11 protein-coding genes are annotated in these 13612 nt (G+C 58.4%); 3 read left to right on the forward strand and 8 right to left on the reverse strand.

Annotated elements, in window-relative coordinates; all coding sequences use genetic code 11:
* Positions 1–55: 55 nt before the first annotated feature.
* Complete coding sequence (locus tag K227x_RS04865; RefSeq protein ID WP_145168415.1) at positions 56–1381, reverse strand: PQQ-binding-like beta-propeller repeat protein; 1326 nt, start codon at positions 1379–1381, stop codon at positions 56–58.
* Positions 1382–1561: 180 nt separating this feature from the next.
* Positions 1562–3499: an ABC transporter ATP-binding protein gene (locus K227x_RS04870; protein WP_145168417.1), complete on the reverse strand. Its 1938-nt coding sequence runs from the start codon at positions 3497–3499 to the stop codon at positions 1562–1564.
* A gap of 255 nt (positions 3500–3754) precedes the next feature.
* Here K227x_RS04870 and K227x_RS04875 point away from each other — a divergent pair, with 255 nt between their 5' ends.
* Complete coding sequence (locus K227x_RS04875) at positions 3755–5890, forward strand: sodium:solute symporter family protein (RefSeq protein ID WP_145168419.1); 2136 nt, start codon at positions 3755–3757, stop codon at positions 5888–5890.
* 54 nt (positions 5891–5944) lie between these two features.
* Positions 5945–6877: a GDSL-type esterase/lipase family protein gene (locus K227x_RS04880; protein ID WP_145168421.1), complete on the forward strand. Its 933-nt coding sequence runs from the start codon at positions 5945–5947 to the stop codon at positions 6875–6877.
* 1032 nt (positions 6878–7909) lie between these two features.
* Here K227x_RS04880 and K227x_RS04885 read toward each other — a convergent pair.
* The gene (locus tag K227x_RS04885) at positions 7910–8767 is read right to left on the reverse strand and encodes an ABC transporter permease (RefSeq protein WP_145168423.1); all 858 of its coding nucleotides are present in this window, start codon (positions 8765–8767) and stop codon (positions 7910–7912) included.
* A gap of 4 nt (positions 8768–8771) precedes the next feature.
* Complete coding sequence (locus tag K227x_RS04890; protein WP_145177285.1) at positions 8772–9590, reverse strand: ABC transporter permease; 819 nt, start codon at positions 9588–9590, stop codon at positions 8772–8774.
* A gap of 281 nt (positions 9591–9871) precedes the next feature.
* On the opposite strand from K227x_RS04890, the gene K227x_RS04895 reads away from it, so the two are divergent.
* Positions 9872–10774, forward strand: a complete 903-nt coding sequence (locus K227x_RS04895) for an alpha/beta hydrolase (protein ID WP_246146533.1) — start codon at positions 9872–9874, stop codon at positions 10772–10774.
* 79 nt (positions 10775–10853) lie between these two features.
* On the opposite strand, the gene K227x_RS04900 is transcribed toward K227x_RS04895, so the two are convergent.
* From K227x_RS04900 to K227x_RS04915, 4 genes are all read right to left on the reverse strand, one after another.
* Positions 10854–11621, reverse strand: a complete 768-nt coding sequence (locus K227x_RS04900) for a FliO/MopB family protein (RefSeq protein ID WP_218933779.1) — start codon at positions 11619–11621, stop codon at positions 10854–10856.
* A 52-nt stretch (positions 11622–11673) separates the two neighbouring features.
* Positions 11674–12159 carry a flagellar motor switch protein FliN gene (gene fliN / locus K227x_RS04905; RefSeq protein ID WP_145168429.1) on the reverse strand — a complete coding sequence of 162 codons (486 nt, stop codon included), beginning with the start codon at positions 12157–12159 and terminating at the stop codon, positions 11674–11676.
* Between the two features lie 110 nt (positions 12160–12269).
* Positions 12270–12836 (reverse strand): dihydrolipoamide acetyltransferase, encoded by a 567-nt coding sequence (locus tag K227x_RS04910; RefSeq protein ID WP_145168431.1) that lies wholly within the window; start codon positions 12834–12836, stop codon positions 12270–12272.
* The gene (locus K227x_RS04915; protein ID WP_145168433.1) at positions 12836–13612 is read right to left on the reverse strand and encodes an OmpA/MotB family protein; all 777 of its coding nucleotides are present in this window, start codon (positions 13610–13612) and stop codon (positions 12836–12838) included. The genes K227x_RS04910 and K227x_RS04915 overlap by 1 nt, the downstream gene beginning before the upstream one ends.

The raw sequence follows: 13612 nt of genomic DNA on the forward strand, positions 1-13612 counted from the left end.
TTCGGCGAGATCCGATCCCCGACGTCTCCAACGGGGCAGAGCCCGAGACAAAGCCTTAGCGGGCAATGTCGTAGGCGAATACCAAGTCCTGGTCGCGGATGATCAGCATCCCATCGGCGATCACCGGATGCGCCCAGATGGCGCCCTTGTTTCGTTCCAGGCTGGTTTTTCGCGGCAATTCAAGTTTGCCATTGGGTTGCCAGCCTTGGCGGCTAGGAGTCACCAAGAAAAGGCTGCCGTCTTCGTCGTTGTAGCAATACAGTCGGCCGTCGGCGAACGCGATCGATCCGCTTCGATTGGGTCGGATCTTTTCTTCCCACAAGGTTTCGCCGGACTGCAGGTCTTGGGCCATCCAAACGCCGCCGTTGGCTTTGGTGAACCCATAGATCACACCATCGACCAGCACCACGCCGCCGTGATGATTCCGCATCGTTTTGTCAGCCAAGTGGTAGACGGTTTCGACATCCACGCTGCCCTGCCCTGCATCGGTCAGGTTCAACAGTGTATTGCCGGCACCATAATCGCTGGTGTGGTAGATCTGGTTGCCCTGTACGATGGGCGTCGGAATCACAGCGACCGAGTTGCCGGTCGATGCATCGGAGAACGCTTGGCGGCCCGATTCGACGTCGAACGCGTACATGCCAGGCTTGCTGGCAGTGACATAGAAAGTGCTGCTGCCGACGGTGGCTTTGATGGCTGAAACGTACTGCGCCGGTGCGTTGACCGCTTGGCTGGCCCAGACCTTTTCTCCGCTGTTGCGATCCAGTCCGACCATGAAATTGGATTCGCCCGGAGTCACGATGACCCGTTGGCCATCGACAAGTGCCGATTCGCTGTAACCCCAAGCCGGAATTCGCCCGCCGTAGGTTTCGACCAGATCGACCTTCCACTGAACGGTCCCGCTGGATTTTTCGATCGCGGCCACGACGCCGACATCCGACAAGCAAAAGATTTGGTCACCATCGACCGTTGGCGTGCCGCGCGGGCCTCCGCCCCAACCGTGATTGTAGTCATCCCCGTTGCTGGCCCGCGAAATGGGCGTCTTCCAAATCTTCGTTCCGCTGGCGGCGTCTAGGCAGATCGCAAAGCAACCGGTTTCGTCCGAACCCAGCGTGTACAGGCGACCGTCGACGACTGCGGCGGTGGAGTAGCCGCGACCAAGTTCATTGGACTGCCACTTCAGCTTGGGGCCATCATCGGGCCACGTCTGCATCAGTTGCTGAGGGGCGGCGTGTCCGTCTCGGTGAAGTCCACGCCACTGAGGCCAATCGCGTTCGCCGGCGGACGCACGGCCTGCCACGGCTAACGAGAGTCCGATGCAGCCTAAGAAACAGTGACGCAACAAACCGGCACGCAGGGGGGAAACGTTCCGCGAATTCATGGGCGGTGATGCATTCAAAGGAAGGTGGGAAGGTTCAGGAGGGGCATGCAGTATAGCAGCAACCCATGTGCGGGGGCGAATTCTCGCTGGGAAGCCGAGAGTCATCGATGCTGCCGAACCTGGCGTCGAACGGATCGCCGGATTTCGAATTTCAGCGTCCTGTTCGGGACGGATCCCCCATCAATGGGCCGTGGAGGTTGCAGTGTTGGTCTGCAGCATCACCATGTCCCGATACCAGCCGCCTTGCCGAATCAGTTCGTCATGGTTTCCGATTTCGACCAATTCGCCGTTTTCCAAAACGACAATCTTGTCGGCGCTGGTGATCGTGCTGAGACGGTGGGCGATGACGAACGCGGTGCGGTCCTGCAACAGTTCGGCAAGGCTGGCTTGGATCAGCCGCTCGCTTTCGCTATCCAGGTTGCTGGTCGCTTCGTCCAGGATCAAGATTTTGGGGTCGGCCAACACGGCTCGGGCAATCGCCAATCGCTGGCGCTGGCCACCGGACAGTTTGACTCCCCGTTCACCGATGATCGTGTCGTATCCCTCGGGCATCTTGCGGATGAATTCATCGGCCGCGGCGGCGGTTGCTGCCGCGATCACTTCGTCCGTCGTCGCTCGTCGGCGAGCATAGGCGATGTTGTCACGGACCGTTCCGTCAAACAGGAACACGTCTTGTTCGACGATTCCAAGCAGGCTGCGATAGCTGGACAATTCGATCTGACGCAGGTCTTGGCCGTCCAAGCAAATCGTACCGGCGGTGGGGTCATAGAACCGAGCGATCAGATTGGTCAGCGTCGTTTTTCCGGCTCCGCTGCGGCCGACCAACGCCACGGTTTGTCCGGCTTCGACTTCGAAGGAAACATCGCGAAGCACCGTTGGTTTGGTATCGGGGTACGCAAAGCTGACGCTGCGGATCGAGATCGCACCACGAACTTCGGCTCGTTTCAGCGTGGTCGCCTCGCCAAGTGTCGGCAATTCGTCTTCGATCTCTAGCACATCTAGCACGCGATCCAGTCCGGCAAGATTGTTTTGGAACGTCACGGCGCTGCCCGCGATGGTCGCCAACGGATCTAGCAACATGGTCAGGTAAACCAGAAACATCATCAGGTCCCCCAGCGTCAGATCGCCCTCGATGATCTGGTAGCCGCCGTACAGCAGCAGTCCGGTAGATGCCAATGGAATGATCACTTCCCAAATGGTTTCGATGATTCGCGTCCACCACCAAGTGAATAGCTGCTGGCGGACCAAGAAGTCGCCTTCGCGAACAAAACGGGACGATTCACTTCGGCTGCGGGAAAAGGTTCGGACTACACGGATGCCGCCAAAGGTTTCGGTGGCTCCCGCGTCGATCTTCTGTCGCTGTTTCCGGATGTCGCGGTACAGCGGGCGAATTCGATTGATCCAAGTGCGGTGCGTTACCCAAACGATCGGCAGCAGCAGTAGCCCACCGACCATCAGTTTCCAGTCGACCAGCATCAGAATGACCAGGCTGCCGACGAACTGGATGATCGCTCGCCACGGGTTGTACAGCATGCTGAAGATCAACTCGGCAACACCGCCGGCGTCCTCGCGGATCAGGCTGGCCACGCCACCACTTTTCATGTCGTAGACCTGGTGCAGCGGCAACTTGATGGCGTGATCGAACACGCGTCGCCGAATCGCGACCTGGGTTTGGTTCACCGCTTTGGTCGCCGTCCAGCGGCTGATCAGCGATACCACAGTGCCCAGTCCGGTAACGACGACCACGACGCCGGCGATCGCAAACAGCAAACCCATTTGAGATTCGGGGTGCGGCAGCACTTCGATCCAGGGTGGCAGCGGTTTCGGTGGCGTCGACAGTGCCGAGTCGATGGCCAGTTTGGTTCCAAAGGGCGGGATCAACCGCAACGCGATTCCGATGGTCAAAAACGACAGCGCCGTAACGATCTGGCGACGATGCCCGCTGACGAGCCCCAGGAATGACTTGAAAAGTTCCCAAAACTTACGTTCACGCGTGCCCAATTTCTTGGGGTTTCGGTCGCTGTGCGGGTTGGCGCTGGGGCGTTCCTTCGCCGCGATTCGTCGGCGAACGGTGTCACGATACTGTGCAAAACGGCTGCGGCTGGGGTCGGTAGGCATAGGTTAGTAGTAGTACCGATTCGATGATTCGACAAGGCGCCGAATCGGTTTCATGTCCCTCTTGGCGATCGAATCGGATGGGGGGAACCTGGATGCCAAAGGCACTGGGAGTGCGAAGCTGCGGTGTGGGAATGACGGCGCTCCAACGCGGGCGGGCGCCACGCTAAGATTGTGGGCTCGCAAAACTCGTTACAGTGTCGAGTTCTCCCCCCCCAAAAAAACATCCGCCCTCCCCACCTGCCTCGCGATCCTTCCATGACTTTGATCGATTATCTCGTTCTTGCGATCTACTTTGCTGTGATGATTGGCATCGGCCTGTGGGCGATGCGAGGCGTCAAAGACCAAGAAGACTATTTCATGGGGGGACGTGGCTTCGGCAAGTTGCTGCAAACCTTCGCCGCCTTCGGCGCCGGTACCGGCGCCCACGAACCGGTCACGGTCGGCCGCACGGGGTGGACCAGCGGATTGAGCGGAGTTTGGTCGGCATTGATGTGGTTGTTCGTGACGCCGGTCTATTGGATCACGGCAGTCTGGTACCGACGCATGCGACACCTGACGCTGGGGGATTGGTTCGTCGAACGGTATCAGTCGAAATCTCTAGGGGCTGCCTACACGTTGTTCGCCATCGTGTTCTACATGTTCTATCTGTCGACGATGTTTTCGGCCGTCGCCAAGTTTGCCGTGCCGCTGTTGGGTGTGGAAACCGGATGGTTCGGGTACGACCTGAAGTACACCTTGGTTCCGGCCATCGCGGTCGTCGTGATCCTGTACGGGGTGTTGGGCGGTTTGGCGGCCGCCTACATCACCGACCTGATTCAAGGGTTGTTCATTATTCTGTTGTCGGTGTTGTTGATCCCGTACGGATTGTGGGCGATCGCGGCACGTTTTGGCGGTCCCGGCGAAGACGGTCTGATGGACGGTTTTCGGATCATGCACGAACGTGTTTCGGGCGACTACTTCAGCTTGTTTGCTGGGCCTAGCAGCGGCGAGTTTCCCGTTCAATACATCTTGTCGTTGTCCGTCTTGGCTTTGGTCGGCATCGTCGTCCAACCGCACTTCATCGCCACCGGTGGTGGTACCGCCAAGACCGAAGACGAGGCTCGGATTGGCTTGGTCGTGGGCAACTTCCTGAAACGGCTTTGTACCGTTGGCTGGGCGCTGACGGCGTTGATTGCCTTGGCCCTCCTAGCCGGCAACGCAGAGATCGCGGCCGACCCTGATCGTGTTTGGGGTGTCGCGGCGCGAGAAATTCTAGGGCCGCTGAATCTAGGTTTGGTCGGTTTGATGTTGGCATGCTTGTTGGCTGCGATGATGAGCTCGGCCGACTGCTACATGATCGTGACTTCGGCATTGGTGGTCCGGAACGTCTATGCCCCTTACATCAATCCAGGCGCTGATGAAAAACGTTACGTGTTGGTCGGGCGGTTGACCGGCCTGATCATCATCGTGGGGGCGGCCGTGGTGGCGATGCGGTTTTCGGATGTCTTTGGCCAGTTCAAGATGGCAATGGAATTGCCGATTTTGTTTGCCGCACCTTTTTGGGTTGGCATGTATTGGCGGCGAGCCAACCGCACCGCGGTGTGGGGCACGATGGCGTTTTCGTTGGTGTTCTTTTTTGTGTTGCCCTATGCCCTGCCGCGTTTAGCACCCGCGATGCATCAGTGGCCATCGTTGTCGGCGACCACGGAAATCGTGACCACGACCGTCCAACGCACCGCTACCGAATCGGACGTTGCCCGGCACGAAGCGTTTTTAGAAGCCGGTGAAAATATTCGTGCCAATGGCGGTGACCCCACAACACTGGGGGCCGCGCCCCCGGTCGCTGTCCTGGGCCAGCCGATCACGATTGTCACCCAGACCGGCGGGAAACCGATCTATTGGGCTGACGGATCCGACCCCGTCGGTGAACCGGAAATCGAAACGGTTTCGCAAACGAGCAACGGCAACATCGATGTCTTGATCCAACGCCAAATCGGCCAACGAGTCGGTCGCGGCTCATTGAACTTGGATTTCTTGCTGTACGACGCGGTCGGAATCGATCTGGGCGGTGCGTCCAAAGCAACCCTGGAAACTCTGCGGCTGCCGACCCGAGTGTTGCTGCCCTTTGCTGTCCTGATCATGCTAAGTCTGTTCACCCGTCGCGATGATTCTGTGGCGCTGGATCGTTACTTCGCCAAGATGAATACGCCGGTGCTGGCCGATCCGGTGGCCGACCACGCACGCTTGGAAGCTGCCTATGCGGCCAATTCCAATCCACGAAAAGTGTTCCCCGGAACCGACTTGGAATTCGTTTGGCCCACGGGCAAAGAAGTCTTGGGGTTTGTTGCCGCGTGTGGTGTCTGTGGCCTAATCATCGGTTTGTTGATTTGGTTGGCTGGCATCGGTGCATGATCGGATGACCTCGCTGTGCCCGTTCGTCCTTCCTCTGTTTGAAAGTGTCTTGTGATGCGTAGCCGATCCGGCGTCTTGCTTGTTTTTGCGGTGTCGCTGATTTTGGGCTCGGTGCGATCCCATGTCGCCGCACAGGCCCCCACGTTTCCGTTCAACGCAAAGCGGATTTTGTTCTTGGGGGATTCCATCACCTATGCCGGCCACTACGTCGATGACATCGACGCGGCGCTGCGGGTCAACGGATATTCGCCAGAGATCATCAACCTAGCACTGCCCAGTGAGACCTGTTCCGGACTGACTGAACCTGATCATCCGTTTCCGCGGCCGGACGTTCACACTCGCATCGATCGTGCGTTGGCCGTCATCAAGCCGGATTTGGTCGTTGCCTGTTATGGGATGAACGACGGGATTTATCATCCGCTAAGCGACGGACGTTTGGATGCCTACAAGAATGGCATTGGAGGAATCATCGATAAGGTTGCCGCCAGTGGTGCGAAACTGATTCTGCTGTCGCCGCCGCCATTCGACCCCGAACCACTACGCGGCAGCGGAAAATTGGTGCCGGTTGATGCCAAAGAATTTGGGTACAAGGCGGTCTATGAAGACTATGACCACGTGATGGAAACCTATGCCGGATGGTTGATGGATCAATCCGATCGAGTCGCGATGGTCATCGATCTTCGCAAACCGATCTTGGACTACGTTGCGGGCAACCGAGCGGTGGATCCGAAATTTGCGATGTCATCCGACGGTGTCCATCTGAACAAAGAGGGGCATCAGGTGATCGCCGATGCCGTTCTGGACGCATGGGGATTGTCGCAGCGAGAGACGGCGGATGCATCGCTGCTGGCTCAGGTGGCCAAACAACAATCGATCATGAAAGCCGCCTGGCTTAGCGAAGTCGGGCACGATCGACCGGGGATCAAAGCCGGGCTGCCGCTGGACGAAGCAAGGTTGAAAGCCGACGCGGTCCAAAAATCACCCTGAAGTCGGCTGCCCGCAGCTAAATCGTCTAACCGCGTGGGCAACGCCCCGTGCGCGCGTGCTGGAGACGCGCGGCCCGCTGGGCACGCGGCTAAACGACGGTGGTCGATGCATCGCTTGTGTCCGCTCCGCTGCTGAATCGTTTAACCGCGTGGGCAACGCCCCTCGCGCGTATGTTAGAAACGCGCGGCCCGCTGGGCACGCGGCTAAACGACGGTGGTCGATGCATCGCTTGTGTTCGTTCCGCTGCTGAGTCGTTTAACCGCGTGGGCAACGCCCCGTGCGCGTGCGCACGCTAGAGACGCGCGGCCCGCTGGGCACGCGGCTAAACGACGGTGGTCGATGCATCGCTTGTGTTCGTTCCGCTGCTGAGTCGTTTAACCGCGTGGGCAACGCCCCGCGTGTGCTAGAAACGCGCGGCCCGCTGGGCACGCGGTGAAACGACGGTGGTCGATGCAACGCATGCGTCCGCTCCGCTGCTGAATCGTTTAACCGCGTGGGCAACGCCCCCGCGCGCGTATGCTAGAGACGCGCGGCCCGCTGGGCACGCGGTGAAACGACGGTGGTCGATGCATCGCTTGCGTCCGTCCCGCTGCTGAATCGTTTCACCGCGTGGGCAACGCCCCGCGCGCGAGCGTGTGTTGAGACGCGCGGCCCGCTGGGCACGCGGCTAAACGACGGTGGTCGATGCATCGCTTGTGTCTCGTCCCGCTGCTGAATCGTTTAGCCGCGTGGGCAACGCCCCGCGAGCGTATGTTGGAAACGCGCGGCCCGCTGGGCACGCGGCTAAACGACGGTGGTCGATGCAACGCTTGCGTTCGTCCCGCTGCTGAATCGTTTAGCCGCGTGGGCAACGCCCCGTGCGCGTGCGCACGCTAGAGACGCGCGGCCCGCTGGGCACGCGGTGAAACGACGGTGGACGATGCATCGCTTGCGTCCGCTCCGCTGCTGAATCGTTTAACCGCGTGGGCAACGCCCCGCGCGCGTATGCTAGAGACGCGCGGCCCGCTGGGCACGCGGTGAAACGACGGGATACTAGGAGCTGGCGCTACGGTAACTCAGCAGGGCTTGTCGAAAGACCCAGCGGCTGGCCAGCAGACTTAGCATGGTTGCGACCAGCGCCCATCCGGCCATCATCCATTCTTCTTGGGTTCGTGGGCTGATCGGTTGTGCCAGCAATCGGGCGGGAACGTTGACCACCAACAGAACGGGGATCACGAACGTGAAAAAACCGTACAGTGGTGTGCCCCACCCTCGGTTGTACATCTCCATCGGGTAGCGGCTGAAATTGGTGATGTAGAACCAAAAATTGTACAGTGTTTGGTTTCGGCCTAGCCAGATGCTGGTTGCGCTAAGACAGATCATCAGGCTGTACATCATCGCGACGCCACAGCCCAAAAAGAAGATGTACAGCACGATCGATACCAGCGATGGGACCATCGGATCGACTTCGCGAGTGGCCAGTTCGAACAACGATACCCCGGCGATCAGCAATCCGGCGGCAAAGTTCGACAGCGCGCTCCAGTCAACGCGGCGAAACGAGACCAGGAACTGAGTGTCGATCGGTTTCAGCAGGGCGAAGTCGAGCCCACCGGTGCGAATCAATTCGCTGAACTCTTCGGCGTTGGGCATGAAGAACGCTTGGACGATGCTGTTGATGAACCAGGTCGTGGCAATGAACAGAAAGAACTTGGGGGCGTCCCAACCACTGTCTTGGCCAATCGATTCGGTGTGCTGGAACAGAATCAGATAGAAACCGACGTTCATCGCCGTCCAACCAATGCTGCTGACGCATTGGAGGAAAAAGTTGGTTCGAAACGTCATGTCACGCACCAGGCTGTTGCGCGCGAACGTCAGAAATACTTTGCGGTAACTCGGTTGGACACCTTTCATGGATCTAACCTCCGAATCCGCTGTAACGCCGGATGCCACGTGCGTAGGCAACACGGCAAACGATGATGAAGAACGTCATCCATGCAGCCTCGACGGCCATTTCCAACGGAAGTTCTTCTTCCGGGACTTTGCCCAAGAAGACCGCGGCTGGGAAGTAAGCCAAGTACTTGAATGGCAGGAAATTGACGAAGCTTTCGATCCCCGGCGGCAACATGGTCAGCGGGAACATGTGTCCCGACAGAAAGAAACTGAACAGCATGAACACGAACAGCAGCGACGAAACTTCCAGAAACCAAAATCCGATCATGCCAATCGCGGCTTCCATGAAGAACCCGATCAGGAACCCCATGATCAGGGAAGCGACAAAGGAAGTAATGACCATCGCCGATGGCCAACCGTCCACGAAATAGCCGCGGCATAAAAAGAAGACCAATGCGAATGGCAGCGTCGCGACGGCGTAGTAAGCCAATTTGTGGGCGACACGCGTCAGCAACAGAAACCCGATCAGATCGACCGGCTGGATCAGGTACCGCTTGATCTCGCCTTCGCGAATCTCTTTGGCAATTCCCGATGCCAATCCCGGCATGCTGGAAAACGCTCGTGCGATCATGGTCAGCAGATAGTAGGCGACGATTTCACGGAATCCAAATCCGCCTATCTCGGCCGCGTTTTCGCCTTCGGCTTCGCCGATCGAATCGAACACCGCGTACCACAGGAAAATTTGTGTGATGATCGGCAGGAACCGCATCAGGGTGCCCAACGCGAAATCGCCCCGGTACACCAGACGTTCGCCCAGCGCCGTCGCCAGAATGGTCTTCCACATCGATAGACGCTGGCGCAGCCCAAATCGAAACGGCAGTGGTGTGGTGACGGTCGATGGCGAGTTCACGGTCAACTGGCTCTCTTCGGAAGCGAACTGAGGCTTTGGTGATACTCGCTAAGTCTGTTTTTGGCGAGGGCACCGGTAAACACGTCTGCCGGGTGGTCGCCGGCGGCGGAGGGCGTCCAGGCGAGGGATAGGCAAGGCAAACCAGATGCTGGCAATGTATACTCTTCGATCGATTGCCCGCCCTGCCCTGCCCCGAATCTCCCCCAGGTACCCCCATGATTTCGATGATCCGTTCCGGCGCCAGCCTTTTTTGCTTGGCTTTGTTGCTGACCCCCGCATTGGCTAGCGATCCGACGACGATGCGGTTGTGGGAAAACGGTGCGCCGGGCGTCACGGCCCAGGCCGATGGCGATACCCCCGAATTGATCGTGACCCGTGTCGATTCGGACAAGCCAACAGCCGGTGTCATCATTTTGCCAGGCGGTGGATACGGCGGTCACGCGATCGATCACGAGGGGCATCAGTTTGCCGAATGGTTCCAATCAATGGGTGTGACGTCGGCGATTTGCACCTATCGCCTGCGTGGCAAAGGGAACGATGGGAAAGGCTATGGCCACCCGGTCCCCATGATGGACGCCCAGCGTGCGATCCAGACGATGCGGGCGATGGCCAAGCAGTGGAATGTCGATCCCAACCGAATCGGCGTGATTGGTTTCTCGGCCGGTGGTCACCTCTGTTCGACCGTGTCGACCAAATTTCATGACGCAGACCCGGATGCGGTGGATCCGATCGATCGAGTTTCTTCGCGTCCCGATTTTTCGATTCTGTGCTATCCCGTCATCACGATGGATTCGTCCTTCACCCACGCCGGCAGTCGCCGGAATTTGTTAGGCAGCGATCCTGAACCGGCCTTGGTGGAATTGATGAGCAACGAAAAGCAAATCACGGACAACACACCACCGACTTTTCTGTTCCATACCGTGGCCGACCAAGCGGTACCGGTCCGAAACTCGCTGGCCTATTTCAATGCTTGTGTCGACGCAGGCGTGGTTTGCGAGATGCATGTGTTCCCCAACGGACGCCACGGTCTTGGGTTGGCCAAGGGTGTACCGGGCGCATCGCAGTGGCCAGCGCTGTGCGAAACTTGGTTGCGACAACTGGGCATGGTCACGAAGTAGGCCGTCGCTGGTCGGCTGCTGCTGTCGATACGGCGGCCAATGCGATGACCGTTCCAAATCTCTAAACGCTGGTGAATCTCTAAGCGCTGGCGAACAAACGTCCGCGCGGACGTGGTGCTTCGGCGCCGGGATGATCGGCGGGATTCCCAGCGAAACCCGTCGACGGTCGTTCCTTTTCGATACTTTGCAGAGTCGACGCAAAATTGCGTTTGGAATCACCCAGGCAGGCGGCGGTTAGCCGGCGGACTTCTTCGGGGTCAGTGATCTCGGACAGCGGACGGACCTCGGATGCGGTCTGGGAAAGCACCAGAATGCGGCCGCCTAAGCGGATCATGGTCAGGCGAGTCCTCGCGTCGATCGCGGAACTCCCCAAGTGTTCCATCACTTCGTTGGGGATCGCGCCGGGAGCGATCGATCGGGATCCAAATTTCCGAGTCAGCCAGATCATCGCCGCAAACAACCCCAGCACCACTGCCAGGCTGGATGTGACGGTCACGGCGGGAATGGCAAATTGATTCTGCTTGGCTTTCGCCGGTTGGTCAGCGGTGTCGGCAGACTGCGGCTTGGCGTTGAATGTCGGAAACTGGGATCGCGACGCCGAGGCGGTCACGATCGAATCCGATTCGGGATGATCCAGATGCGAAACCTGGGCAATGGAACCCGATGCCAGCGAGCTGGGTGTTGCCGGACCCAATGTGCCTGCCCCAGTCGTTGCCACCTCGGACGTTACCGGGCCACGCGCGTAGACCGATGGGTGTGTGGTTTCTTGGGCAACCGCGCCGGTGGCGAGGTTCGCGGCGGCAAAGATGATGCCGGCGATCGAGTACCAGCGAATTTGGGCAAACATGAACAAGTCCCTTCGGTCACAGATGTAGGCCGAAAGCGGCGAATCCATTTCGCTAGGCGCCGACCAGTTCTGTTACTCGTATACAGAAATTGTCGTTCATCACCAAGACTTCTCCGCGAGCGATCAAGCGACCGTTGACAAAAATGTCGACGGGGTCGCCGGCTAGCTTGTCCAAGGCGACGACGGAACCGCTGCGAAGTTGCAGGACTTCTTCGAGTCGCATTTGGGTGCGGCCCAGTTCGACCCGCAAGTCCATTTCGACTTCGCCCAACAAATCGATCGGTTGACGTTCGTGCGGAGCGTCGTCCTGAGTCAGATCGCCGAGTGCAAACGGTTGGGGGTTGGCATCGGCGGATACCTTTCCGCCGACCGCTTCGTCGAGTGAATCGGATGCCTGATCGAGAAGTTTCTCGATATTCTCCGTGTTCAGTTTCTCGTTTTCGCCGGCCGCCTGTTCAGGCGCAGCCTGTTTCGCATCGGGATCGGCTGCTGCGGTGGGGGCAGAGTCGGGTTTGTTTTCGTCGTTCGGATCAGCCACTTGGGTGTCCTTCCCTGGACGATTGGTGGATTAGCGGTCGGAAATCAGAATCGGTGATCCGATTCTGTTTCACGCGTGAAACCAGATCCGCTTGGAAAGTGCGTCTGTGGTTACTGTTCCATCAACTGGAACGATTTGAAACCGACGCCAAGCAGCAGGTCTTCTTCGAGCAAGTGGTTACATTTCGTCAAAATGCCACGTTCTAGCAAGCCCAAATTGTTTTCGCCCAGTTCTTCCATCGAACTGTTGCGGATCTTCATTCGGATCGCATTACGCAGTCGGCCCTCTTTTTCGCTGAACTCGGAATCCATTTTGCTTTCGTTTTTATTCCGGATCAAACCATAGAGATCCAGTTCGACGCGGTAAGTGCGTTCGGTATCGTGCGGGCTGAAGATTTCGCCATACCTTCCCAATTGGAATTCGACGACTTTGTCTTCGTCGGACGCCTGTTCTTCCGCCTGAACCTCACCTTCCTGGACCGATTTGATCAGTTTGGCTTCGGCAAGGGCGCTGACGTCTTCGGCGCTGGGCACAAAGAAAAAGAACATGGCGGTTTCCAGCAGGACCACCACGGCAACAAACGCGATGATCATCACGCGGCTGCCACCACCGGCTGCCGGAGCATCCGGGGCTGGTGATTCTTCCGAATCTTCGGTTTGGGTTGTGTCATCGGCCATTATGGATTCTCCGAGCTTGATTCGCCAACTTGAATGGTTGCCGCATTTCGTTCATCGGCAGTTCCCGCTAAATCCTCAACCGTTTCATCCAGCATGAAGACTTCGACACGGGGATTTCGTGCGATGGACGGTCCCTGTCCGCTGCGGGTCATCGGTTCGCTGTCGGCGGCCGATGAGATCCGGAAGCGATGGGGGTTCAGTCCCGACTTTTTGATCAGGTATCTCTGCACACCAGCGGCTCGGCGGATGCCCAGCATGACGGCTTCGTCGGTGCCTTCGGTGCGTGCGGCAAACTCTGCCGAAACGTGTCCGCGGACTTCGATCTTTTGTGGTTTGCCACGTAGTTGAGTTGCTAAATTGTCCAGAATCGACATGGCGGTCTTGGACAAAACATCCGATCCGATCTCGAAGAACACCACCGATCCAACGGCGGTAATCTGACCGGGGCGGATGATTCGAACCATGGGTTCTTCGCCGGTAGGTGCCTTTTCGGGCACGCCGCCGGTCGCCGTGTCTTTCTTCTTGGCGCGGCCGGTCGTCGCTAGCGGTGTGAACGCGGTGGTGCGAGGACGCGAATCGCCGGGTGCCAGCGAATCACGTGTCTTGGAGTAGCCAAATTCTTGCTGCATCGCGTCGACCATCGCCTGATACGATTCTTCTTCTTTGATCTCGCTAAGCGACACCAACATGATGAAGAACGTCAGCAACAGACTCATCATGTCGCCGAACGTGACCACCCATTCGGGAATCCCGATGACATCTTCTTCTTGGTCCAT

This window comes from Rubripirellula lacrimiformis (assembly GCF_007741535.1).
Lineage (GTDB): Bacteria > Planctomycetota > Planctomycetia > Pirellulales > Pirellulaceae > Rubripirellula > Rubripirellula lacrimiformis.

What these genes read in the sequence shown, in the direction of transcription:
- K227x_RS04895 (WP_246146533.1), top strand. Translation starts at nt 9,872, where the DNA reads ATGATTTCGATGATCCGTTCCGGCGCCAGCCTTTTTTGCTTGGCTTTG.
- K227x_RS04880 (WP_145168421.1), top strand. Translation starts at nt 5,945, where the DNA reads ATGCGTAGCCGATCCGGCGTCTTGCTTGTTTTTGCGGTGTCGCTGATT.
- K227x_RS04900 (WP_218933779.1), bottom strand. Translation starts at nt 11,621, where the DNA reads ATGTTTGCCCAAATTCGCTGGTACTCGATCGCCGGCATCATCTTTGCC.
- K227x_RS04885 (WP_145168423.1), bottom strand. Translation starts at nt 8,767, where the DNA reads ATGAAAGGTGTCCAACCGAGTTACCGCAAAGTATTTCTGACGTTCGCG.
- K227x_RS04870 (WP_145168417.1), bottom strand. Translation starts at nt 3,499, where the DNA reads ATGCCTACCGACCCCAGCCGCAGCCGTTTTGCACAGTATCGTGACACC.
- K227x_RS04875 (WP_145168419.1), top strand. Translation starts at nt 3,755, where the DNA reads ATGACTTTGATCGATTATCTCGTTCTTGCGATCTACTTTGCTGTGATG.
- K227x_RS04865 (WP_145168415.1), bottom strand. Translation starts at nt 1,381, where the DNA reads ATGAATTCGCGGAACGTTTCCCCCCTGCGTGCCGGTTTGTTGCGTCAC.
- K227x_RS04915 (WP_145168433.1), bottom strand. Translation starts at nt 13,612, where the DNA reads ATGGACCAAGAAGAAGATGTCATCGGGATTCCCGAATGGGTGGTCACG.
- K227x_RS04890 (WP_145177285.1), bottom strand. Translation starts at nt 9,590, where the DNA reads ATGTGGAAGACCATTCTGGCGACGGCGCTGGGCGAACGTCTGGTGTAC.
- K227x_RS04910 (WP_145168431.1), bottom strand. Translation starts at nt 12,836, where the DNA reads ATGGCCGATGACACAACCCAAACCGAAGATTCGGAAGAATCACCAGCC.